At 48.1% G+C, this 21,578-nt stretch carries 18 protein-coding genes; 7 read left to right on the forward strand and 11 right to left on the reverse strand.

Annotation, left to right across the window (positions count from 1 at the left end; genetic code table 11):
* Positions 1-27: 27 nt before the first annotated feature.
* A complete protein-coding gene (locus EHO60_RS10990) occupies positions 28-1,992 on the reverse strand; it encodes a M3 family metallopeptidase (RefSeq protein ID WP_135768248.1) in 1,965 nt (654 codons plus the stop codon).
* A gap of 102 nt (positions 1,993-2,094) precedes the next feature.
* Between EHO60_RS10990 and lsa23 the strand changes: the two genes are divergently transcribed.
* Positions 2,095-2,709, forward strand: a complete 615-nt coding sequence (gene lsa23 / locus EHO60_RS10995) for a surface adhesion protein Lsa23 (RefSeq protein ID WP_135768249.1) — start codon at positions 2,095-2,097, stop codon at positions 2,707-2,709.
* 67 nt (positions 2,710-2,776) lie between these two features.
* Positions 2,777-3,955: a MaoC family dehydratase gene (locus EHO60_RS11000; RefSeq protein ID WP_135768250.1), complete on the forward strand. Its 1,179-nt coding sequence runs from the start codon at positions 2,777-2,779 to the stop codon at positions 3,953-3,955.
* A 75-nt stretch (positions 3,956-4,030) separates the two neighbouring features.
* On the opposite strand, the gene EHO60_RS11005 is transcribed toward EHO60_RS11000, so the two are convergent.
* Genes EHO60_RS11005 through metK form a run of 3 tightly spaced genes read right to left on the reverse strand, consistent with a single transcriptional unit; the run spans position 4,031 to position 6,527 of the window.
* Complete coding sequence (locus tag EHO60_RS11005; RefSeq protein ID WP_135768251.1) at positions 4,031-4,348, reverse strand: ATP-dependent Clp protease adaptor ClpS; 318 nt, start codon at positions 4,346-4,348, stop codon at positions 4,031-4,033.
* A gap of 59 nt (positions 4,349-4,407) precedes the next feature.
* Positions 4,408-5,367 (reverse strand): transketolase family protein, encoded by a 960-nt coding sequence (locus tag EHO60_RS11010; protein ID WP_135768252.1) that lies wholly within the window; start codon positions 5,365-5,367, stop codon positions 4,408-4,410.
* The gene (metK, locus tag EHO60_RS11015; protein WP_135768253.1) at positions 5,367-6,527 is read right to left on the reverse strand and encodes a methionine adenosyltransferase; all 1,161 of its coding nucleotides are present in this window, start codon (positions 6,525-6,527) and stop codon (positions 5,367-5,369) included. Before metK ends, EHO60_RS11010 begins: the two co-directional genes overlap by 1 nt.
* Before the next feature lie 197 nt (positions 6,528-6,724).
* Between metK and EHO60_RS11020 the strand changes: the two genes are divergently transcribed.
* On the forward strand, positions 6,725-7,123 hold the full coding sequence (locus tag EHO60_RS11020) for a ParB N-terminal domain-containing protein (protein WP_135768254.1): 399 nt from the start codon (positions 6,725-6,727) through the stop codon (positions 7,121-7,123).
* 292 nt (positions 7,124-7,415) lie between these two features.
* A complete protein-coding gene (gene lipL32 / locus EHO60_RS11025; protein WP_135768255.1) occupies positions 7,416-8,240 on the forward strand; it encodes a major surface lipoprotein LipL32 in 825 nt (274 codons plus the stop codon).
* Between the two features lie 66 nt (positions 8,241-8,306).
* On the opposite strand, the gene EHO60_RS11030 is transcribed toward lipL32, so the two are convergent.
* Positions 8,307-9,008 (reverse strand): oxidoreductase, encoded by a 702-nt coding sequence (locus tag EHO60_RS11030; RefSeq protein ID WP_135768256.1) that lies wholly within the window; start codon positions 9,006-9,008, stop codon positions 8,307-8,309.
* A gap of 197 nt (positions 9,009-9,205) precedes the next feature.
* Here EHO60_RS11030 and EHO60_RS11035 point away from each other — a divergent pair, with 197 nt between their 5' ends.
* Positions 9,206-10,483 carry an adenylate/guanylate cyclase domain-containing protein gene (locus EHO60_RS11035; protein ID WP_246028274.1) on the forward strand — a complete coding sequence of 426 codons (1,278 nt, stop codon included), beginning with the start codon at positions 9,206-9,208 and terminating at the stop codon, positions 10,481-10,483.
* Positions 10,484-10,587: 104 nt separating this feature from the next.
* Here the strand turns inward: EHO60_RS11035 and EHO60_RS11040 are convergent, their stop codons facing one another.
* Positions 10,588-10,923, reverse strand: a complete 336-nt coding sequence (locus EHO60_RS11040) for an Mpo1-like protein (protein WP_135768258.1) — start codon at positions 10,921-10,923, stop codon at positions 10,588-10,590.
* A 297-nt stretch (positions 10,924-11,220) separates the two neighbouring features.
* Here EHO60_RS11040 and groES point away from each other — a divergent pair, with 297 nt between their 5' ends.
* Together groES and groL are read left to right on the forward strand one after the other, a co-directional pair.
* Entirely contained in the window at positions 11,221-11,508 is a 288-nt protein-coding gene (gene groES, locus EHO60_RS11045; protein ID WP_135768259.1) for a co-chaperone GroES, read from the forward strand.
* A 21-nt stretch (positions 11,509-11,529) separates the two neighbouring features.
* Positions 11,530-13,167, forward strand: a complete 1,638-nt coding sequence (gene groL, locus EHO60_RS11050) for a chaperonin GroEL (protein ID WP_135768260.1) — start codon at positions 11,530-11,532, stop codon at positions 13,165-13,167.
* A 62-nt stretch (positions 13,168-13,229) separates the two neighbouring features.
* On the opposite strand, the gene EHO60_RS11055 is transcribed toward groL, so the two are convergent.
* The 5 genes from EHO60_RS11055 to EHO60_RS11075 are packed head-to-tail and all read right to left on the reverse strand — an operon-like array spanning position 13,230 to position 21,573.
* A complete protein-coding gene (locus EHO60_RS11055; RefSeq protein WP_135768261.1) occupies positions 13,230-17,897 on the reverse strand; it encodes an LA_1737 family protein in 4,668 nt (1,555 codons plus the stop codon).
* The gene (locus EHO60_RS11060; RefSeq protein ID WP_135768262.1) at positions 17,894-18,127 is read right to left on the reverse strand and encodes a DUF167 domain-containing protein; all 234 of its coding nucleotides are present in this window, start codon (positions 18,125-18,127) and stop codon (positions 17,894-17,896) included. Before EHO60_RS11060 ends, EHO60_RS11055 begins: the two co-directional genes overlap by 4 nt.
* Positions 18,128-18,150: 23 nt before the next feature.
* A complete protein-coding gene (gene murJ / locus EHO60_RS11065) occupies positions 18,151-19,740 on the reverse strand; it encodes a murein biosynthesis integral membrane protein MurJ (RefSeq protein WP_135768263.1) in 1,590 nt (529 codons plus the stop codon).
* 9 nt (positions 19,741-19,749) lie between these two features.
* Positions 19,750-20,496: an STAS domain-containing protein gene (locus EHO60_RS11070; RefSeq protein WP_135768264.1), complete on the reverse strand. Its 747-nt coding sequence runs from the start codon at positions 20,494-20,496 to the stop codon at positions 19,750-19,752.
* Between the two features lie 6 nt (positions 20,497-20,502).
* Positions 20,503-21,573: an LIC_12071 family protein gene (locus tag EHO60_RS11075; protein ID WP_135768265.1), complete on the reverse strand. Its 1,071-nt coding sequence runs from the start codon at positions 21,571-21,573 to the stop codon at positions 20,503-20,505.
* Between the last annotated feature and the right edge of the window lie 5 nt (positions 21,574-21,578).

Raw genomic sequence — 21,578 nt, forward strand, 5'->3', positions numbered from 1 at the left:
AATTCCTGGAAACGGAATCCCATTCTTTCAAGCAGTTAAGTCATACAATTTAAGCAGAGCCTCCGGTTCGGGCTCCCTCCCTAAAAATTTATGGAAGAGAGTCATCGCGTTTTCCGAACCGCCCTTTTCCAGAATCTCCCTTTTGTAATCGGCGGCCAAACTCGAATCAAAAATCCCTTTGTCCAAAAAGGAGAAAAACGCGTCCGCAGCTAGGAGTTCCGCCCATTTGTAGCTGTAATACCCTGCCGCATATCCTCCGGAGAAAATATGGGAAAAACCGTTTTGAAATTTGTTATAGACCGGCGGTCGTAAAACTCCGACCTCTGTCCTGACCTGATCCAGGATTTTCTGCACTTCCTCTTCCGAATATTTTCCGGAATGGATTCTCATATCGAAGATCCCGAATTCCAATTGCCGAACGACCCCGAGACCCGCTAGGAAATTCTTGGTCGCTTTCAGTTTTTCGACCAAGCTCTTCGGCATTTCCCGATCGGTCTTGTAATGAACGGCAAAGAAGCGGAGAACTTCCGGTTCATACGCGAAGTTTTCCAGAAACTGAGAAGGGAATTCCACCGCATCCCACTCCACTCCGTTAATCCCGCTAACCGGAGGCTCCTCTACTTTCGCGCAAATGTGATGCAGAGTGTGACCCATTTCGTGGAAGAAAGTCACCACGTCTCCGTGTTTCAACAGGGAAGGAGAATCGTCCTTGGAAGGAGGAAAATTGCAGACCACGAAGGCGGAAGGCAAAACGACCCCCTCGGAAAGACGATTGCGAGTGGCCCAATGATTCATCCAGGCGCCGCCTTGTTTGCCCTTTCTCGCTTCCAGATCCAGATAAATTCTGGCGACGATTTCCGATCCGATTTTTAAGGAGTACACTTCGACCTTCGGATCCCAAACGGCGGCCTCTACTCTTTCGAAATCGAAGCCGAATAATTTGCGAAAAAAGGAAAAGGCCCCGTTTATGACCCTAGATTTTTCCAAATAGGGTCTCGTCTCCTCTTCGTCGAAATCGAAGAGGCGCTTCTTTAATTTTTCGGAAACGTACGCCATATCGAAGGCTTGAAGGTCGTTTATCCCTAACGTATCAGCGAATTCGGACAATTCCCGAAATTCCCGCTCGGCAAAGGGCTTGGATTTTTTCCCCAAATCCTCCAGAAAATCCAGAACCTTGCGCGGGGATTCCGCGACCTTCGTTGCGAGGGAATATTCCGCGTAATCGGAATATCCTAGAAGTTTCGCCTCCTCGTCTCGGAGCGCTAGGATTTCCTCGATCAACTTTCCGTTTTGCGGAGCCCTAGTGACGTACGCTTTGTAGAGATCCTTTCTTTTTTCCCGATTGGAGCCGTAGGTCATATAAGAGATATAGCTAGGATATTGCAGCGTAAACGTGTAGGTCCCGTCCGGATTTCTGTACAATTCCTTATCCGATTCCGGGATTTCCCGCACATCATCCTCGGACCCTATCTTCAATTCGTATTCGTTCGTCGCGTCCAAAAGATTCTGAGAAAATCGATTGTCCAGATCGGATAGACTCAGCTGGATCTCCTGCAACCGTTTCTTTTTGTCCTCCGGAAGGCCTACCCCGCCTAACTTGAAATGAAGGATGCCGTCTTCGAGGACCTTCTTTCTAGGTTGGCTCAGTACGTTTTTTTCCTTCTCGTAGATTTGCATATAGGCTTCATGCAATGCCTCGTTTTGACCCAGATCGGAGTAAAATTCGGTAACTACCGGAAGGAGTTCGGAATAATTCTTTTTGGATTCTTCGTCGTTCTTTACGCTATTCAAATGGGACAATGCGGTAAAGTCCAGATGGAGTTCTTGCAAAAGATCGTTTAAGGGAGAAACCAAGGTTTCATAGCGGGGAGATTTTTGGGCCAACAAATCGGATACTTTTCCCCGAATCCGAGACACCTCTTCTCGAATGGTATCGGCTAACTCCCGCAAGGGCACATTCGGAAACTCTTGAAAAGGAAGGGGTCTGTCCATCGGGAACAGATTTCCCGAAACGGTAAAAAGCCGCACTCATTTTTGCGGATCTCTTGACAAGTAGAGCGAGATGCATTCCAATTCCGACTGGAAATCGAAGCGATGAATCGACGACCACTCCTACTTCTATTGATCCTCGCCTTCGGATCGCAATACGATTGCACGGAGACAAGCCTACCGGTATTTCCCGTTTCAGAAGGAGCATGCCAAAGTAACAACCTCCCCGTCCTGGTCCAACCCGAAGAAGATATCCGCGCGGGCAACGATCTCTTAGCTACGTATTGCAAAGCGGACATAACGCCCCAAGGTTTCGAACTGAGGATCTCGTACGTATTTCGGGACGAATCGCATCCGAATGTTTGGAAGGACAAGATCTATCGGATTTATAGAAAATTCAAGTACGGTCGAACCATGGACATAGAATCCGTACTCGTGAGGTGGAAGGCGAACGGAGACTTGGAAGAAATCGACTTGAAGAACGTCTACTCTAACGATCAAGTTTTCCGAAGCGATCCGGTCCGGCACTACGATTCCGTATTAAAGCCTACAAGAATGGAATTCCGTAACCTTCGTCCCGTCCTGTTCGTAAACACATGGAATCATATGTTCGGGGAAAAGGACACGAATCCACAGTTACCTAAAATGGAAATCCTGGACACGGAGCTCAGATACGGTTCGCGGGAATCTCTGGACGGCTATTTCCGAGGAGACAATTGAAAAAGCCTTTTCCGAGGGGCCCGAAGGAAAATCCTAGGAGAAACTAAAGGAAAAAGGCAGGAGCTCCATGGCACAAATCCCAACAAACCCCTTTGCGGAACTTGCACCGAAAACTCCGGTGGATACCGGTAAGGTCAAAAAGGGGATTTACGGACGTTATCTAGAAGAATTTACGGAAGGCGCGATTTTCGAACACCCAAGGGAATTGACCATAGACAGGGCATTTGCCCAAGAGTTCGCCACCACTTTTATGGAAGCGAATCCTCTTTTTCTTTCCGCTCCTTATGCCCAAGCTCACGGATTTAAAGACCTACTGGTTTCTCCTTTGATGGTATTCAACGTAGCTCTCTCTTTGGGAGTCCAAAACGATTCCGAAAAAGCGTTGGCGAATCTAGGATACTATGACGTCCAATTTCTGAAACCTGTATACCCCGGCGATACGTTATCCGCCAAAACCAAAGTGCTAAAAGTGGACGACAAAGGTCCGGATAAACCAGGGATCGTTCATGTTCGCACGATTTGCCTGAACCAAAACCGAGAGTTGGTTCTGCAATATGAAAGAAAGATCATGATCTACCAATCCAATGGAAAACCGAAAGGAACTCCGAAGCCGGTAGTCAAAGAAGCGTTCTTTCCCGAGACGGACAGTCCGAAAATCGAACTCCCGAACCTGAAATTTCCGAAAGGGTTCGAAACCGCGACTTGGTCGGACACTACCTTCGAAAATTTCGAAGCGGGACAAATCTACGTCCACCAGAACGGAAGAACCATCACCGACGAACACTTCCCTTGGACGTACCGGGTCGGGAACACCCACCCTCTCCATTACGACAAACTGTATTCCGCCGGAATTTCCGGACCGATGGGCGGCGAACCCGTAGTTTATGGAGGACTCGTATTCGCTTGGTTATGCGGTCTTGCGTCCCGCGATACCACCGAAAACGTTCTTTGGGATCTGGGATTTACGGAAGGATACCATACCCAACCTTCCTTCAGCGGAGATACGGTGACCGCAATTTCCAGAGTGCTTGCCGTGAAGGATCGCGGAACCGATTTCGGAATTCCGGCCGGAGAAGTGCATATCCAATTCATCGGATTGAAAAACATCAAGGCAAACGATGCGTTCGAGAAATTCGGAGAAGAACTTTTCCTAAAGGAAAACGATAAGAAGAAACACGGTAAGGAAAAATTGCCGGAAAAAATCTTCGAGATCGAAAGAAAGATCATCGTCAAGAGAAAAGGCTGATTCTCTCACCTTTCTGTCGGCGGAGAATTCGTTTTTCGTCGACTTCCTTCCTTTTTTCCGGAGCAACATCCTTTCTTAGGATTTTTCCAGAGTGGCGCTCATCGAGCCCTTGGACACCGCCATTCTAGGATCCGGTCCGTATTCCAAAATCAATTCCTGGATATGCTCCGCATGTTCGAATTCTCCGGAATACACCACTGTTTTCTTTTGCGTATCCACTTCCACGGCATGATGAAAGGCCTGCTCCATAGTCATGACGCAGACTTCCATCAGCATTTCGATCACATAGTCGTACGTATGTTCGTCGTCGTCCCAGAGAACTACTTTCCAAGGTCCTCCCGTTTTTAAGGGATCCTCGACTCTAGTCTCTTCGATAACGGGTGTTTGGGACATTCTCGATCTTCCCTAAAGCAGTATTTCGAAAAGATTCCTCTGATTTCCGCTCTGGAAGGCTATTTTAGCCGGATCGCTTTCTCTGCCAGTTCTACTATGTTTTTTGCCCTTAGGCCGAAATAATCCAGAAGTCCGGACCAGGTACCGGATTTTCCGAATGTATCCTTCATACCGAGTTTCAAGACTCGAACAGGGTATTCTTCGGAAAGAAATTCGCTGACCGCGGATCCTAAGCCGCCCACTACGTTATGCTCTTCGCAAGTCACGACGCATCCGCAAAGTTTCGCGTATTTCAGAATGGCTTCCTTATCAATGGGTTTGATCGTAGCCATGTTCAATAAGGTGGCGTGCATCTGACGGGATTCCAGCTCTTTTACGGCGATCATCGCTTCGTTCACCAAAACTCCGTTTGCGATGATTAGGACGTCCTTCCCTTCCTGCATGACCTCGGCTTTGCCGATTTCGAATTTGTAATTCTCTCTCTGGATTACGGGAACATTAGGTCTTCCCACCCGAACATACACAGGGCCTTTGTACTCGGCGATCGTTTTGATGATCTGCTTGGTTTCGTTATAATCCGAGGGGCAGATTACGACCATTTCCGGAATCACGCGCATCGTGGCAAAATCCTCGATGCACTGGTGGGAAGCGCCGTCCTCCCCCACCGTCACACCCCCATGGGATGCCACTAATTTCACGTTCAAAAACGGATACACTACGCTGTTCCGTACCACTTCCCAGGCTCTCCCCGAAAGGAACATTGCAAAAGAGGAAGCAAAAGGCACGTAGCCGGCTAGAGCCAGTCCGGCCGCATGTCCGACTAGGTTTTGCTCCGCAACTCCCACGTTGAAAAATCGATCCGGGTAGGATTTGGCGAATTTATTCGTTTTCGTGGATCCGGACAAATCCGCATCCAAAACCACGATGTCCTTCCGCTCTGCTCCTAATTCATGAAGAGCGTCGCCGTAACCGTCACGGGTTGCTTTTTGGTCAGAAGTGGAAACAGAAGGTGCACCCATCAGCCTTTCAATGCCTCTGCTTTATCCGTTTTTTCCCACGTAAACGTCTCTCCGCTTCTTCCGAAGTGGCCATAAGCGGCAGTCTCACGGTATTTTCTTCCCGGTTCCAGTAGCTTCAAGGAATCGGTGATTCCTCTTGGAGTTAACTTGAAATTCGCACGGATCCGTTTTACGATTTCCGCCTCGGATAATTTTCCGGTTCCGAACGTGTCCACATGGACGGAAACAGGTTCTGCAACCCCGATCGCATACGCCAATTGCACTTCGCACTGAGAAGCGAGTCCCGCTGCGACCACGTTTTTAGCGATGTATCTTCCCATATATGCCGCAGATCGGTCGACTTTGGAAGGATCCTTTCCGGAGAAGGCTCCTCCTCCGTGGCGGCCATAACCGCCGTACGTGTCTACAATGATCTTTCTTCCGGTCAGTCCCGTATCACCGTGCGGTCCGCCGATGATGAATTGTCCAGTCGGATTGATGAAGAATTTCGTATCTTTCAGGAAATTTCCCGGAATCACTTTTTTAATGCACTCTTCGATGACCGATTCTTCGATTTTTTTATGAGCCACTTCGGGAGTGTGTTGGGTGGAAATTACCACGGTATCCACTCTCACCGGCTTGCCGTCCTTGTATTCCACGGTTACCTGGGACTTGGCATCCGGGCGGAGCCAGCTCAGTTTTTTATCGTGTCTCAGTCGGGCAAGAAATTTGACCAGTTCGTGGGAATAATAAATGGGCATGGGCATCAGTTCCGGCGTCTCGTCGATGGCGAAGCCGAACATCAAACCTTGGTCGCCCGCTCCCTGCTCCTTGAACAATCCTTCTCCTTCCGTAACTCCTTGGGAAATATCAGGACTTTGGGCGTGGATGTGAGTGGAAACGACTGCGAAATCCGCATCGAAACCCATGGAAATATCCGTATAACCTATATCGCGGATCACGCCTCTTGCAAGTTCGGCGGCGTCTACCTTGCCTTTGCTAGTCACTTCTCCCGCAACCACGACGAGATTAGTAGTCACCAAAGATTCGCAGGCGACCCTAGATTTTGGGTCCTGGGCCAGATACGCGTCCAAAATCGCGTCTGAAATTTGATCGCAAACCTTGTCCGGGTGGCCTTCCGAGACCGATTCCGAAGTAAAGATAAAGTCTTTCAGGGACATTCGGTTTAATTCCTAGTTATTCTATCTTGGCGAAGGGATTTATAATCCCGCCATAAAACTAAAAACCTCCGGAACCCAACACTGTCAAGTGAATCCGCCCCCATACTCAGGCCAAGTTTCCGCTTTGATTTAAATTTAGCCGCCTTTCCGTGAAATTGGTTTGTAGGATTTCAGCACGGCGAAAAAGGTTTTCTGAGATGAAAATTCGGGTTTCCGATATCAAGGTAAAAAACCGAATTCGTAAAGATTTGGGGGAACTCCAAAGCCTTCGCAATTCAATCCAGACCCTCGGTCTTTTGCACCCAATCATTATCGATTTAGATAACAAACTGGTTTCGGGAGAAAGACGCTTGGAATGCGTCAAGTCCCTAGGCTGGGAATATGTGGACGTCCGCATCGTAGACGTGCAAAGCAAGAAAGAACGAGTCCTGATAGAAGCCGAAGAAAATAACGTACGCCTACCGTTTTCCTTAGAAGAACAGGAAAGAGTGAAAAAACTTTTAAAACGCTATTCTTATACCGGGATCCTAGGAAGGTTCTGGGCCTGGCTCCTGGACCTCTGGGATTGGTTCTGGAACTGGATCTCGCACAGATAAAAAATCCGAAATCGCGTTAAAACGAATTTCCGATCCGATCTTTCCCGTATTTTCTTCCTTTTTTTGATTCCGAAAGAGAATTCCGGAATCAAAAGCAAACGCCTCTTCTTTTCCTTTTTCAAAAAAACACATGTAACGTTTAAAGCGACAGACCGTTCAATTTTTTATTTTCTGGATCCGACCAACCTTTTTTGCGACGCCAAAAACCGGGAAAGAAAAATTTATTAATTCTATTTACAAAAAGAAAACGGTTCCTTAGTGTGAGCAATCCATAACAAGGAGAGTCTCCCGAATGAAAAAGTCTTCGATTCTTATAGGCTCCGCAATGATCGCAAGTTTAGTAGCTTGTTCCGGCGGATTGCCTACACTTAAAAGCTCTATCCCCTTACCTGATACCGGTTTGGGAATTAGCGCACCGTCCGTTCCAGGAGTTGCGGCTCCGAAGCCAACCCTCGGGTATTCCGAAACCGTAAACTACTGGGGATTCATCAAACCGGGCCAACAAAGCGACGGTATTGTAGATGGAAAGAAAAAAGCGTATTACCTATACGTTTGGGTTCCTGCTGCAGTCGCTGAAATCGGCGTGCGTATGATTTCCCCGACCGGTGAAATCGGAGAGCCCGGCGCTCACGATATCGTAAGCGATAGCTTCAAAGCTGCCACTCCGGAAGAAAAAAATATGCCGAACTGGTTCGACACTTGGATCCGTGTAGAGCGTATGGCTGCGATTATGCCTGACCAAATCGACGCAGCTTCCAAAAAACCTGCCGTTCAAAAACTCAAAGACGATGACGACGGTGATGATACGTACCACGAAGAGCGTCACGCTAAGTACAACTCTTTGACTAGAATCACCATTCCAACCATCCCCAAAAGTTTGGATGAGCTGAAAAATATCGATACGAAAAAACTTTTAGTTCGCGGTCTTTACAGAATCGCGTTCACCACCTACAAACCAGGTGAAGTAAAAGGATCTTTCGTTGCAACTGTCGGTGTTCTCGGCGTTCCAGGAACTCCAGGACTTTCTCCGATCGTTCATTCGAACCCGGAAGAATTGCAAAAACAAGCGATTGCTGCTGAAGAAGCTCTGAAAAAAGCTCTTTCCGGATCTAAATAATCGTTTGTAGAAAATCGGGAAATTCCCGGGAAAAGCCGCCTTATTTTAGGCGGCTTTTTTTATATTTTAGCTGATTTTCTTTAAAAGATCCGGAATATTCGGGCGGACGGAAGAAGCGCCCAATTCCTGGATCCGATCCGATTCCATCCTGTAAGTTCCTTTTTGGCCTGCCCAGACCGCGTTCACCATGGCTTTTGCCACCGTACTAGCTTGAATCGACCTATATTTCCGTGCGGGTCCGATGAGAAGAGGATTGATGAAAAGCGCCAAGAAAGATCCGATCTTTTCGCCGAACCGGAATTCGGATCGGTCCCCTTCCAAAAGGGAGGGCCTAAAAATTCCACAATAGGGAAATTTTAAATCGACCACCGCCTCCTCGACTTCTCCCTTTACTTTATTATAAAATACCAATGAATGCTGATCTGCCCCGAGGGAACTGACCAGGGAAAAATGCGACACCCCCGACGCTTTCGCCGCCTTTGCGAAAGAAAGAGTATATTCGTAATCCGTTTTACGGAAATTCTCCTTAGTTTTAGCCCGTTTCATAGTGGTGCCAAGAGCCGCAAAAGCGTCCGTTACACCCGGCGGAAAATCGGGCAATCTATCCCAATCCACCTGAACGATTTCCAATTTCGAATGAGACAGGGACAGAGGTCGCCTCGTAAAAGCGTATACTTTTTCCCAATCCGGGTCCAGCAAAAGCTCCTTCAAAAGATGCCCTCCAACCAGACCTGTTCCTCCCGCAACGATCGCAACCCGATGATCCATATATTCTCCGATTTACGTTAAAGGGCAGTCTGCAAAGGATCTCGCGTCGACACATTAATTTTGCGGAGAATCTTAATTTTCCATGAAAGATAAAGAATTGATCGGTTCCGGTGCGAGTCTAAGATCTTACCATGCCTTTTCCCGAATATTTACCTAAATTCCTATGCAGAATATTAGAAAACACGAACCGGGCGCGAATGAACGAATCCACTCGCCGGGTCATCGAAAACGAAGAGTTGATCGGCGCTTACGTCTCCAACGGATTCCGCTACCTGCTGTTGGCGTTTTTCGGATTTCAAATATTGGCAAATCTCCATACGGGAGATCCGTGGATCAACGGAATCGGCATCGGACTATTTGCGTTGGTCACGGTCGGACATACGATCGTAATCCGGACCTGTCCCAAATGGGCCGTTTCAGCGTATTCTTACATCTCTCTCTTTGCCGATTTTGCCATCATCTCGGCCGTTCTGATTTCCTATACCTATTTGGCGAGTCCGGACAACTTGGGCTTTGCGCTCAAAAACCCCCTCCAAAGTTATTTTTATTTTCCCCTGGCTTTCTCTCTAGTCCAATTCAGACTTAGATTGGTATTGTTAAGCGTAGTACTGTATTATCTCTTCTATTTCGGTTTCTTTATATACGCTCAACTTCTAGGAAAAATCACGTACGCTCATGATTGGCTGGATTACGTGATGGGACCGAATCTACTTTTAGGAGATGCCCTGGCAGGAAGGCCGCTCATCTACCTTGTCCTAGCGTTCTTTTTCTGTTTCGGGATCCTTCGTACCCTGATCATGATCCGTCGGATCGGGGAAGCGGAAGCACAGCGAGGGCTTCTCTCCCGATATTTTTCTCCGGGAATGGTAAAAGAAATGATGTCCAATCCTGAGGTGCTCGCGGGAAGAAGGCAGACGGCGACCATCCTGTTTACGGACATCCGTAATTTTACGGCGCTTTCCGAAAATATGGATCCTTTAGAATTAGGAAAATTTCTCTCTTCGATCCGGGAAATTCTGACGGAATGCGTCTTTGAATTCGGGGGGACCCTGGACAAGTACATAGGTGACGCAGTCATGGCTACGTTCGGAACTCCTTATCCCTCGGAGGATCCCGCGTCCGACGCCATCCGAGCATTGCATTGCGGAAAAAGGATGCTGGAGAGACTCGGAAAATTCAACGACCAAAGAGTCTCGGAGGGATTTCCTCCCTTAAGCATAGGAATCGGAATCCATACGGGAGAAGTATTTTCCGGCAATATCGAAACCAGCAAAAGAGCGGAATTTACGGTTATCGGAGACGCGGTCAACACCGCTTCCAGAATCGAATCGCTTACGAAGAATTTCGGAAAGGAGTTTTTAGTTTCGGAAGAGACTTGGAAACTCGCCGGAGCAAATTTTACCGGAGAGACCTTGCCCCCCGTTCAAGTCAAAGGCAAAGAAAAACTCGTAACCGTGATCGCGGTAGGTGCCTGAGCTCGTCCCGTTTCCGAAACAAGGGCGTCGTCCGGTGGTGCTCCGAACGACGCACTAGGAAAGTGAAAGGTTTCGCATCATGAAAGGCAGGCTTTCAAAGGAAACTACTTCACCCCAGCTTTTTGGAGTTCTTTTCCCAATTGGCCGGTAATGGTGTAGAAAAACATTCTCCAATCGCTTAAAAAGGATTTCACCGGATAGGTGAACGTGGCCGGGCGATTTTTTTCCACGAAGAAATGGCCGATCCATGCGAATAGATAACCGCTGAACAAGGCACCTAACAGATACCAAGCGTTTAAAAATACGATGGAGGAAAGGATCCACGCCAATGCGATGGACGTTCCGACAAAATGCAGAAAGCGATTGAATTTGTTGGAATGCTCTCGCAGGTAAAACGGCCAAAATTCCCCGAGCGTATTGTATTGTATTTCTTCCGACATGAACTCCTCCGTCCACATCATACCACTCCAAGACCCGACCCCGCAACCTTAAATCGATCCTCTTTCTTCCTCTTTTACGATCGGGAATTTCCCTAAAAATTCCGCAAATCCCGGTTTTTTGAAACGGAGGAAATGAAAGATTCCGGGCCGATTTGTGCCAGATTGACAAAAATTAGCACTCTCCCGATCAAAGTGCTTGACAACCTTTCCCTACGGATTTTTCCTGAACCGGAACCCCCAGCACTCTATCCAAGAAAGTGCTAAGGAATTATTTTAAATCTCAAAGGAGAAAAGTCTATGGCGATTCAACCATTAGGCGACCGCGTATTGGTCGAGCCGAAACAGGAAGCCGAAGAAAAAATCGGTAGCATCTTCGTCCCCGATACCGCGAAAGAAAAACCCCAAGAAGGAAAAGTGGTCGAGGTCGGAAGCGGACGTTATGAAGACGGTAAGCTCGTTCCTCTGGAAGTGAAATCCGGAGACGTGGTGCTTTACGGAAAATATTCCGGAACCGAGATCAAATCCGATGGAAAAGAATATCTGATCATCCGCGAGAGCGATATCCTCGCCATCGTTAAGAAGTAATTCCTCAGGAGGGAAATCAAAATGGCTAAAGTTATTGAATACGACGAAACAGCGAGAAGGAAACTCCTAGAGGGAGTCAACAAACTTGCGAATGCAGTAAAAGTTACCCTGGGTCCCAAAGGCCGAAACGTGGTAATCGACAAAAAATTCGGATCCCCTACCATCACGAAAGACGGTGTAACGGTAGCTAAGGAAATCGAACTGGAAGATTCCATCGAAAACATGGGCGCCCAGATGGTTAAGGAAGTTTCCACCAAAACCAACGACGTCGCAGGAGACGGAACGACCACCGCTACGATCCTGGCTCAATCCATCATCAACGAAGGATTGAAAAACGTGACCGCGGGTGCGAATCCCATGGCTCTCAAACACGGAATCGACAAAGCAGTCGCTTCCGCCGTGGAAAGCATCAAAAAACGTTCCGTTAAGATCGAAAACAAAAAGGATATCGCGAACGTTGCGACGATTTCCGCAAACAACGATAAGGAAATCGGAAATCTGATCGCGGACGCTATGGACAAGGTCGGAAAAGACGGAGTAATCACCGTCGAGGAAGCGAAATCCATCGAGACCACGCTGGACGTGGTGGAAGGGATGCAATTCGATCGCGGATACGTTTCCCCTTACATGGTGACCGATCCGGAAGCGATGGTAGCTACTTTAAACGATCCTTATATTCTAATCTACGATAAAAAGATCGCTTCCATGAGAGATCTTCTACCCGTTCTGGAAAAAGTCGCTCAAGCGGGAAGACCTCTGGTCATCATCGCGGAAGAAGTGGAAGGCGAAGCTCTGGCTACGATCGTGGTAAACACTCTCCGTAAAACCATTTCCTGTGTTGCGGTCAAAGCTCCCGGATTCGGCGATCGTCGTAAGGCGATGCTGGAAGACATAGCAATCCTGACCGGCGGACAAGTAGTTTCCGAAGACCTCGGAATGAAGTTGGAAAACGCTACCGTCCAACAACTCGGCCGTGCGAAAAAAGTGGTCGTGGATAAGGAAAACACCACGATCATCGAAGGACAAGGCGCTTCCAAAGATATCCAAGGTCGTGTAGGTCAGATCAAAAAACAGATCGAAGACACCACTTCCGAGTACGACCGCGAAAAACTCCAGGAACGTCTGGCGAAACTCGCCGGAGGAGTCGCGGTAATCCACGTAGGAGCCGCTACCGAAGTCGAGATGAAGGAAAAGAAAACCCGTGTGGAAGACGCTCTTTCCGCAACCCGCGCGGCTGTGGAAGAAGGGATCGTTCCCGGAGGCGGTCTGACCCTCCTAAAAGCACAAGAGGCGGTAGGAGCCCTGAAGCTCGAAGGAGACGAAGCTACCGGCGCTAAGATCATCTTCCGCGCTTTGGAAGAGCCGATCCGAATGATCACTTCCAACGCCGGTTTGGAAGGCTCCGTGATCGTAGAGCAAGCCAAAAGCAAAAAAGGAAACGAAGGCTTTAACGCGTTGACCATGGTTTGGGAAGACCTTCTCCAAGCCGGAGTGGTAGACCCCGCAAAAGTGGTTCGTTCCGCTCTCCAAAACGCTGCTTCCATCGGTTCCATGATCCTGACTACCGAAGTCACGATCACCGAAAAACCGGAAAAAGACGGCGGCGCTCCTCCGATGGGAGGAATGGGCGGTATGGGAGGAATGGGCGGCATGATGTAAGCCCCCGTTCTTTCAAAAAGTCCGAAAGCCGGAGATTCGTCTCCGGCTTTTTTTTGTCCTCTTCAGAATCGGATGCCGAAGATCCTGCTGTAATTTTTTCCCGCGTTCGTAGTGTTACTATATAAGATTTGCAGAATGGAGTATTTACTGTAATCCGTCTGGGTTTCGTATTCCCAATCCCAAAGTAATCCTCCTAACCAAGGTACTGCCAATACCCCCATGGAGCGGTAGCCTCTTTCGGGGCGGACTCGGTAATAAAATAATCCGGAAGCCACGACCATCGTGTCTTCTCCCGCAGATACGGATTCGTTCCGGTAGTACAAAAGTCCTAAACCGGCCATATCGTATCTCCCGTCCTTTCCGGAAGAAAAGTATCCCAGAACCGGAGGAATGAAATTGGAAACTTCTCCGCCGTCCCTATAATAATAATACAAGGGAAGAAAATTCGCGATTCCTTCCGACGGAGATCGTTTCCAGCGGAGCCATAAAAAATTCGTGTCGAAGCTATCCCGATCCGATTCGTAACCCGCCACCAACCTGCCTAGAATCGCCCATCTTGTCCTCGCCTCTTCGTATTCTCCGTGAAACAATCCTAAAAATACGTTCACGTTTCTTTTGCGTAGAGCCAATTCCCGATTTACATCCAGAATTCCCGCGAACCCCCAGCGATCGATTTCCTTGTCCTCGTACGAATATGCCCCTAAGCCGAACCAAAAATTCGAATCGGAGGACCTATGCCTGAGAAACAGAGGCACCAGTCCGTACGAGCTGGAGTCCGGACGAGAACTCGAATACAAGGGACCTAAGATCAGTCGATTGGATCCGACCGTGGAATCCCTCGCAAAATCGAAAAGGATCCCTAGGTTTAGATGAAAGGCTCCTCCGGAAGGCCGAACTTCTCTATGATAAAAAAAGAACGGAAATATATAGTTGGTAGTCGACTCGGTTCTTCCCTTGTCTTCCGTACCCTCGCTTCCGCCAAAGGAAATCAAAGGGAAAATACGAAAATCGCGGGAGCTTCCGTTCTGGGATCGGGAACGATTGTAGGCCAAGAATTTCAGGAAGCTGATTTCTTGGGACTCGCTCTGAGAGGTCGGTTCCGTTCGACGATAATAAAATCCCAACCAAAAAAGGACCCTTTCCGATCTAGATCCGGAAGTGTACAAGGTGGGAAGAGGTAGAAAATAAAAGTTCGTCCAATTCTCATCCATTCGATCTTTGCCTTTGCCGTCCGACGAAAACACACCGAAAGGATGAACGGAAAACGAATCCCAAAGACCCGATTCTTTTTCCGTTCGTTCGTAATAAAACGGAATCCCCCAGATCGTTTTACTTTTCGTTCCGTAGAGGTCCGTTTCCGAAGAGGAATAGAACGGATAAATCGCGAAAGAATTTTCGGTTTCGGATTTCGTGCGATTTCCTAGGAGCAAAACGTTCCATGTATAGGAACTCGGAGTGAAATCATAATAGAACAACAGAGGAACCAAGGTACTCGAGTAGACCTGACCGTTCTCCAAATCCGACTTTTCCTCGGTAAAAAAGAAAGGCGCGATCCTGAAGCTCTTTTTTCTCCGGGCTTCCGTCTCCGTCTTCTCCGACGCGATCAGACCGAACAGGGACCAATGAGAGAAACCCCTACTCTCCTTGGCATAATATCCTAGGATAAACCGGGAACTGGAATAAAAATCCCGATGAAAATACAGGCCTAGCGGTAGGATCAGATCCGATCTTTCTTCCTCCTGTTCCGCAATTCCCGTCTTACGATACCGATAATACAAAGGGGTAAGGATTTCCCTGACCGAATAAGTGCCGTCCTTCAGCTCGGAAGATTGGGAACTGTAAAGTAAAGGAACGAGAAGTTTCGATCTCCTGTAGGTCTGAGCTTCCGCGGATTCCGAAAAAAAGAACGGAAAGACCCTGGACTCCGAGAATTCCGCATCCGGAGCGGTTATTTTAGAAAAAGCGAAAATACCTAACAGATTTCCGTACGATACTCCCGGATCCTGTTCCGAGTAATAACCTAAAAAGAAGGAACGACTGGATTCCCCTTTTCTCCAGGAATACAGTCCGATCGGAACGACGAGATCCGTTTTTTCGATCTGTTCGGCAGATTCTCCCGGAGCCTTTGCCCGACGGTAATAGTAAAGCGGAAATAAGAACGTAGTATCGAATCCGCCCGCGATATCCGAGGATTTCCTGTAATAGGATAAAAGCGTATATACCTCTACAAGAGAGTTCCCTCCGACCGGCCCTTCCATGGAATCATACGTGCGGAAAAAGAAAGGAAACAGAAACTGCCAACCGTCGGATTTCTGATTCCCGGAAGCCAAAGTTCTCGTATTCGCCTTAGAATGATACAAGGGGGGCAAAAGGGAGTGAAAACTGGAGGACTCTCCCTCCGGAGAGATCTTAATATTATTATAATACAAAATACTAATCGTTCTCCTTCTCTCCGGAGAGGAGTCGTGGAGCACGAAGGGCAAGGCCCGGAATCCCCAGGAATCGGGGGAAAAATAGGTCCGAAATAGGGGCCATAAAACGGAGTAGTCCTTTGTTTCCCCCTTTTTGCCCCTCTGGAACCCCAAGATCATCCAGGCTTCCTGATAATCCGGACCGTCGTCCTGCCTTGCATAAAAGGGAAAGATCACATTGTATTCCTGGTCTCCGATCCTGCTTTTGAAAATGGGGGGCAATAACCAAACCGTCACCTGGTCCTTCGTGGCTTCCGACCAGGAATACCAAGCCAAAGGCAAAAGACGGAAATGCCTGCGATCATCCCCTCTCTCGTAACTCAAAATCCCGAATAAGGTACTGAACCCGAAAAAAGACCTCGAAGTTTCCCTGGATAAAGACTTGTATTTCCTAAGTCCGTCCTCTCCCGAGGGAGAAGCGGAGGATGGAAGGGTTTCTTTCGTCTCCGGTACCTTTCTTTTCCACCAAAGGAGGGAATCTTTCGAAAGGGACTCCCGGTACGAAACCCGGACCAGATTATAGAACCAGGAAAAATCCGTGTCCAAGTAGATTTCCTTATCGTTGATTCCGACCGAAGCCGAAGTGAGACCATGTAGGGTTCCCAAGGATTTTGAGGAAGAAAACCCCGCCAGGTTCAGGTCCAAAGATTTGTCCTCTTCCTCGTATTTCAGATAAAACGGAAGAAAAATGGAAGCTTTGCTAGTTTGGGTGTCCCAAGAATAATACAGCGGAAACAGGATCCGCGCGGTCTCCTTTTCCTTTCTGTCCTCTTTGGAATAATACAACAAGGCCCAGGTCCTGTCCAGATCGGCAGATCTTTTAATATAATGGAATATTCCAAAAGAAGAATATTCCTCTTCCTCGTATCCGAAACGGAAAAAGAAAGGAAAGAATACGCGAAAATCACCGTTTTTATGGAAATAGAGCGGAAAGGCGTACGCGTATCTCTGTTCCCCCGTTCCGGTTTTGCCCCGACCGACCAACCCCAAAACGTTCCAAAAGGAACTCGAATCGGACCGCTCTGAATAAAAGAAAGGATGCAGATTCAGCTGAGAGGCGGATCCTGTTTGGCCGATTTCCAGAGGACCGTACAAGCCGAACCTCTCCGAAGGAGATTCGCTTCTATAATAAAAAGGGAAAACGTAGGAATATCTCTCGTTCCCGTCGTCTCCCGCTCCCGCCAATCCCAGTATGTTCCAGTAAGAACGATCCGCCGAGGACCCGGAGAAATAAAACGGGAAAGCCGTAAAATGAGAGCCTTTCTGGTAGAACAAAAGAGGAAAGAAATACGCCGACTTCAATCCGTTTTCGGGATCGCTTTTCCACCCGATCAGATACAGTAGATTGCTGCTCGTTCCGGTCGATCTGGAATAATTCCGGAAAAAAATCGGGCTAAAGAAATTCGATTCCATCACTTCCCCCGATTGTCGCCTTTCCGATCGGAAGGAAAGGAGCCAAGGAAAGCCTACTTTCGTTTCGGAAGAGTTCAGGGATGGGTTCTCCGACCAGGATCGGAAAAAAATGGGAGAGATAAAATTCCCTTCCAGTCCATCCCGATCGGAACGATAGGAAAAAAGAGGAAATAAGGTAAGATGGGATTTGGATTTTCCTTGGGACCAATAGAGCAGAGGAAGTACTGCGCCGTACTTGGAATCGCGGTCCTCTCCAGAATGAAAAAGTAGGAAATGAGTCCAATCGGAAGCCTCCTCGTTTTTCTTGAAAAAAAGAAACGGAAGAAAGTAACTGAAAGTACTCTTACTTCCGTGGGCAAAATCCTCCGAAGTCTTGCCCGCCAAGGGGAAAAACGAAGGAAAGCGAATCGATTCCTTTCTATGATTCGTAGTCTCTTCGTAGGAATAAGAATGAAAAAGGGAAAAATGAAAACTTTCCCGGGACGATCCTCTATCGATACGTTGGCTAAAATAAAGGGGGAGGGACCAACTTCGGTAAGAATCCGAATTTTTATCCTTCAGGTGATAAAAGAAAGGATAGGCATTGTATTCTTTGAATTTCGGATAATGTGTGTACCCGAAAACGAATAACGCGTCCCAGGAAAAATGCTCCTCCCAGGATTCCATTTTGAACAGAATCGCTCTGATCGGATACTTTTCCTCTTTTTCGCTTCCGTAAACCGGCTTTCTTTCCGAAGTGAGGTCTTCGAAAAAATCCCCGGACTGCGCCCGAATCTCGAAGAATCCAGACAACGAAAAGGCGACGAGAATGAACCCGAAGAAAGACTTGCTCCGAAGAGGATTCATACGGAACTTTCACGGGAAATTTCGATCAACTTATTTTTTCCCTTTTCTCCATGAAGGAGGCGCACGGAACGTTTCGGTACGTCGAATTCCCGGGCTAACGCCTTAATTACGGCTTCGTTCGCTTTTCCTTCTATCGCAGGTTCCGAAACCGCTACGGTCCAAATACCGTCGTCCTCTTGTCGGACGAAGGTTTTTTTGGAATTGGGTTTGACTTTTACCTCGATACGCACCGGAAATCCAAGTCCGAACGAGTTTACCGTCTTCTTTTAAATTTTCCAGCGATTAATTTCATCTCATCCAATTTGCATAAGAGAGCCGTTCCCAGAAAGGAACCCCCTCCAAAAAGGATGGCACAAAAAAGCGAAAGACGGGAAGAGTTCGCGTATCCCAAACCCTCTTCCTGAAGTCCGTTTAGGACCGACTCATGCAGGAAAGATCTGTACAAAATCAGTATCGCGGCTAGGACCGCTAAGGGAAGAAGCAAACGGAGCGACTTTCGTAGGAAACCGGACCAGGGAAAAATGATCCCGTGTTTGGTAAGACTCCGAGAAAGGATCAACCAAGTAACGATCGAGGATACCGCCGAAGATAAGGCGATCGCGGAATGTTGCAGCGAATGGACCAACGAAAAATTCAAAATCAGATTTAAGCCGAAGGAAAGCGCCTGTACTTTCAGCGGAGTCTTGGTATCCTGGAACGCGTAAAAGGAAGAAATCAAAACCTTGTTCATGCTGTAAAAAGGGACCGCTACCGAATATAGAATCAACGGAAGGACGGCGGTCTCGGTCGCGATATGATCCCATTTTCCCCCGTAATAAATCGAATCCAGTATGGGGCCCGCTAAAAGACCCATACCCAAAGCGGCAGGAACGGTCAGAAAGGAAGCGAAGCCCAAGACTCCTAACATTTCGTCCGGAACCTCGGAATGTCTGTTTTCTTTTAAAGCGATGAGTAGAGCCGGCAAGGTAGTGGTCGCCAATGCCACTCCGATGATCCCAGTCGGCAGTTGCACGAGCCTTTGCGAATAATCCAGACTGACCACGGCACCCAAACCGGGATGATCATTTTGCACCATATTCGCGAGAAAGATATCCACTAACAATCCGAGCTGGTAAAATCCTCCGCCCAAAGCGGCAGGAAGCATCAATTTAAAGATTTTTCGAATGGCAGGGTGCCTATAATTCAAGGAAAAGATCGGACCTTCTCCGTTCTTGGCGACGTACCATGCCTGAACGAGCAATTGCAGGATTCCTCCGGCGATGATCCCGAAACAGAGTATCTTTACCTTGCCGAGCAGATCGGAATCGATAAAAGGAAAAATGCAGAGAAAAACGACCAGATAACTTAAGTTCAAAAGGATGGGAGAAAGGGAGGGTACGAAGAAACGGTTCTTAACGTTCGAGATCGCCATGAATATGGAGGAAAGACTGGCGGTGACGATCAGAAAAAATAGGATGTACGTGAGCTCTATCACTAATGCGGAATATTCCGCTGATCCGCCTACAAGCAGAGGAATCGCAAATGGGGAAAAGGAAAACATCAGCAAAACGAATGCGGAAAGGACTACGGTTAGGAATCCGAGCACCGCACCGCTCATTCTTCTCGCAGCCTCTTCCCCTTCCTTTCCGGCTTCCGAATACAAAGGCATGAAGGATTGCGATAAGGTTCCTTCCGCTAAAAGATTCCGAAACATATTCGGCAAACGATAAGCGACGGAAAACGCGGAGGCGACCATTCCGGTCCCGAAGGAAACCGCCATGAAATGATCCCGAAAAAGTCCGAGGATCCTGGAAAGTAACGTGTAAAAAGATAGTGCGAAGCTACGCGAAGCTGCTTTGGACAAGGTTTCCTTCTATTCCGGAGAGACTAGGAGTCTTTCCAGATAGCGAACCCCGCCCATCCGATTCAAGTCAAACTGAATTCCGCAGGAAGGACACTTGTATCTTCCCGGCAACCGGATCCGTAAACGGGAGTGGCAGGACTCGCAGTACAGAATTCTTTCCTGCGTAGATCGGATTCTTTCCACGGATTGTTCCAGCTTGTTTTCCGCAGGAAAAGATTCTTCCCGTCTTTTCTCCGGCTCTTTGGGGGCAACGTTTTCCGAAGATCCCTCTTCGACCGTCGGAAGAGAACGGATCTCCGGAAACGTTTTCTCCTCCGTAGAAACCGACTGGGACGAAGAGTAAAACTGGAAAGGTTTGGTTTGCCGCAATTCGGAAAGGGAAGCGGTCTTTTTGGTCGAACGTCGATCTTCGATTTTTAAGGAAGAAAGCCATTCTACTCCGCTCTTTTCCTCCGAAAACAACGGCAAAGAGGAACTCATTCCGAACAGCCCTAGGATCAGTTTGCACTCATTGTTCCAATTCGAAAACGCGACTTGCCCACCGTTCTCCTTCAAAAAGGACTTCAGTTCCGACAGACAGGAGATTCCTTCCTCCTCCAGATACGGAATCGAATCGCATACGACCAAAAAAAGTCGTTCCCCTTCTTCCCAGCGCGACTTTAAGAAACGCAAAAAATCCGGAGAGGAATGCGAATCCAGAATTCCCACAGGTGAGATTCTGAGAATATTACGAATGCGGGATGTTTTCAGTTCCAAGAGGAATTATCCTAGATAAATTGCGTCCAGAATCTCCGGCCTTTCCGATCTCTGCGAAGAGACCAGAACCGGATTCTGAGGGACGGAGACCTTCTGCTCGAGAGCGACCGTTTGCACAGGACTCGCAGGCATCGCTTTAGGTACGGGTGCAGGCTCGACGGATTTAGGAGGCTCGGAGGCTACGGGCAAGGCTTCCGAAGTTTGAGTTCCTCCTTGCCAACGAACCGGTCCGTCGGTGGAAGTAAAATCCACCTTTTCCCACAGAGGCGGAGGACCGCTGGGCCTGACGGAAGGGGAGGCGGAAGAAGTACTAGGCCGAGCCGGCTCGGATCGGACGGAAAAGGAAGGCCCGGCGCTCTTGATGAGCAGATGAATGAAAGAGATGAATAACGCGCAAATCAAAGCGATCCAAGCGTTGTTCTGAGTGATCCAAAAGAACAGGTCGGATTGATGACTTACAAATTTCGTAAAATTCCCGCGCTCGTAAGTCATGAACAGCGAAGCCACCCGCTCCAATTTTTCCGGGTGATACACTCCCATGGAAAGTAGAACGTCCGGTTCTCCGATCTCCGGAAAATAAGAAACCAAATATTTCAGCAAAGGTTGCTCGTGAACGGAAAGATCTTTCCTACTCCCCAGTAGAACCGGAGTCCCGACCTGCCATTTTCTAAGACGGTGAGAGAAGGTATAAGTAGGAGAAAGAAACTTATTCTCGGGCTTCCTCTTGCGAACCGGATCTTCTAAAAATGCCTCTTCCGAAGACGCGAGCACCACTCCTCTATCGTCTACCAGGGAAATTTCTTTGATCCAAAATCCGTCCGTATCTCCCGAAGTGACCTTGACCAACCTAGCGAACGTAAAATCCAGATCGGCTAGCTTTTCCACATCCAATTTAGCCTCGGTGGATTTGGAAAGGGAGCTGATCGTATCTCTCGCTCTGTGATCCGAAGAGATCTTCAATTGTTCGAAGGATGCGGAGGTGGATTCCAAAAAGGACCAGGCAGAAGCGCCGATCGCGATTCCTTCGCAAACCAGGAGAGTGAATAGGAAGAAAAGTACGTTTTTAAAAGTCTGCACCTGAT

The organism is Leptospira fletcheri (assembly GCF_004769195.1).
GTDB classification, from domain to species: domain Bacteria; phylum Spirochaetota; class Leptospiria; order Leptospirales; family Leptospiraceae; genus Leptospira_B; species Leptospira_B fletcheri.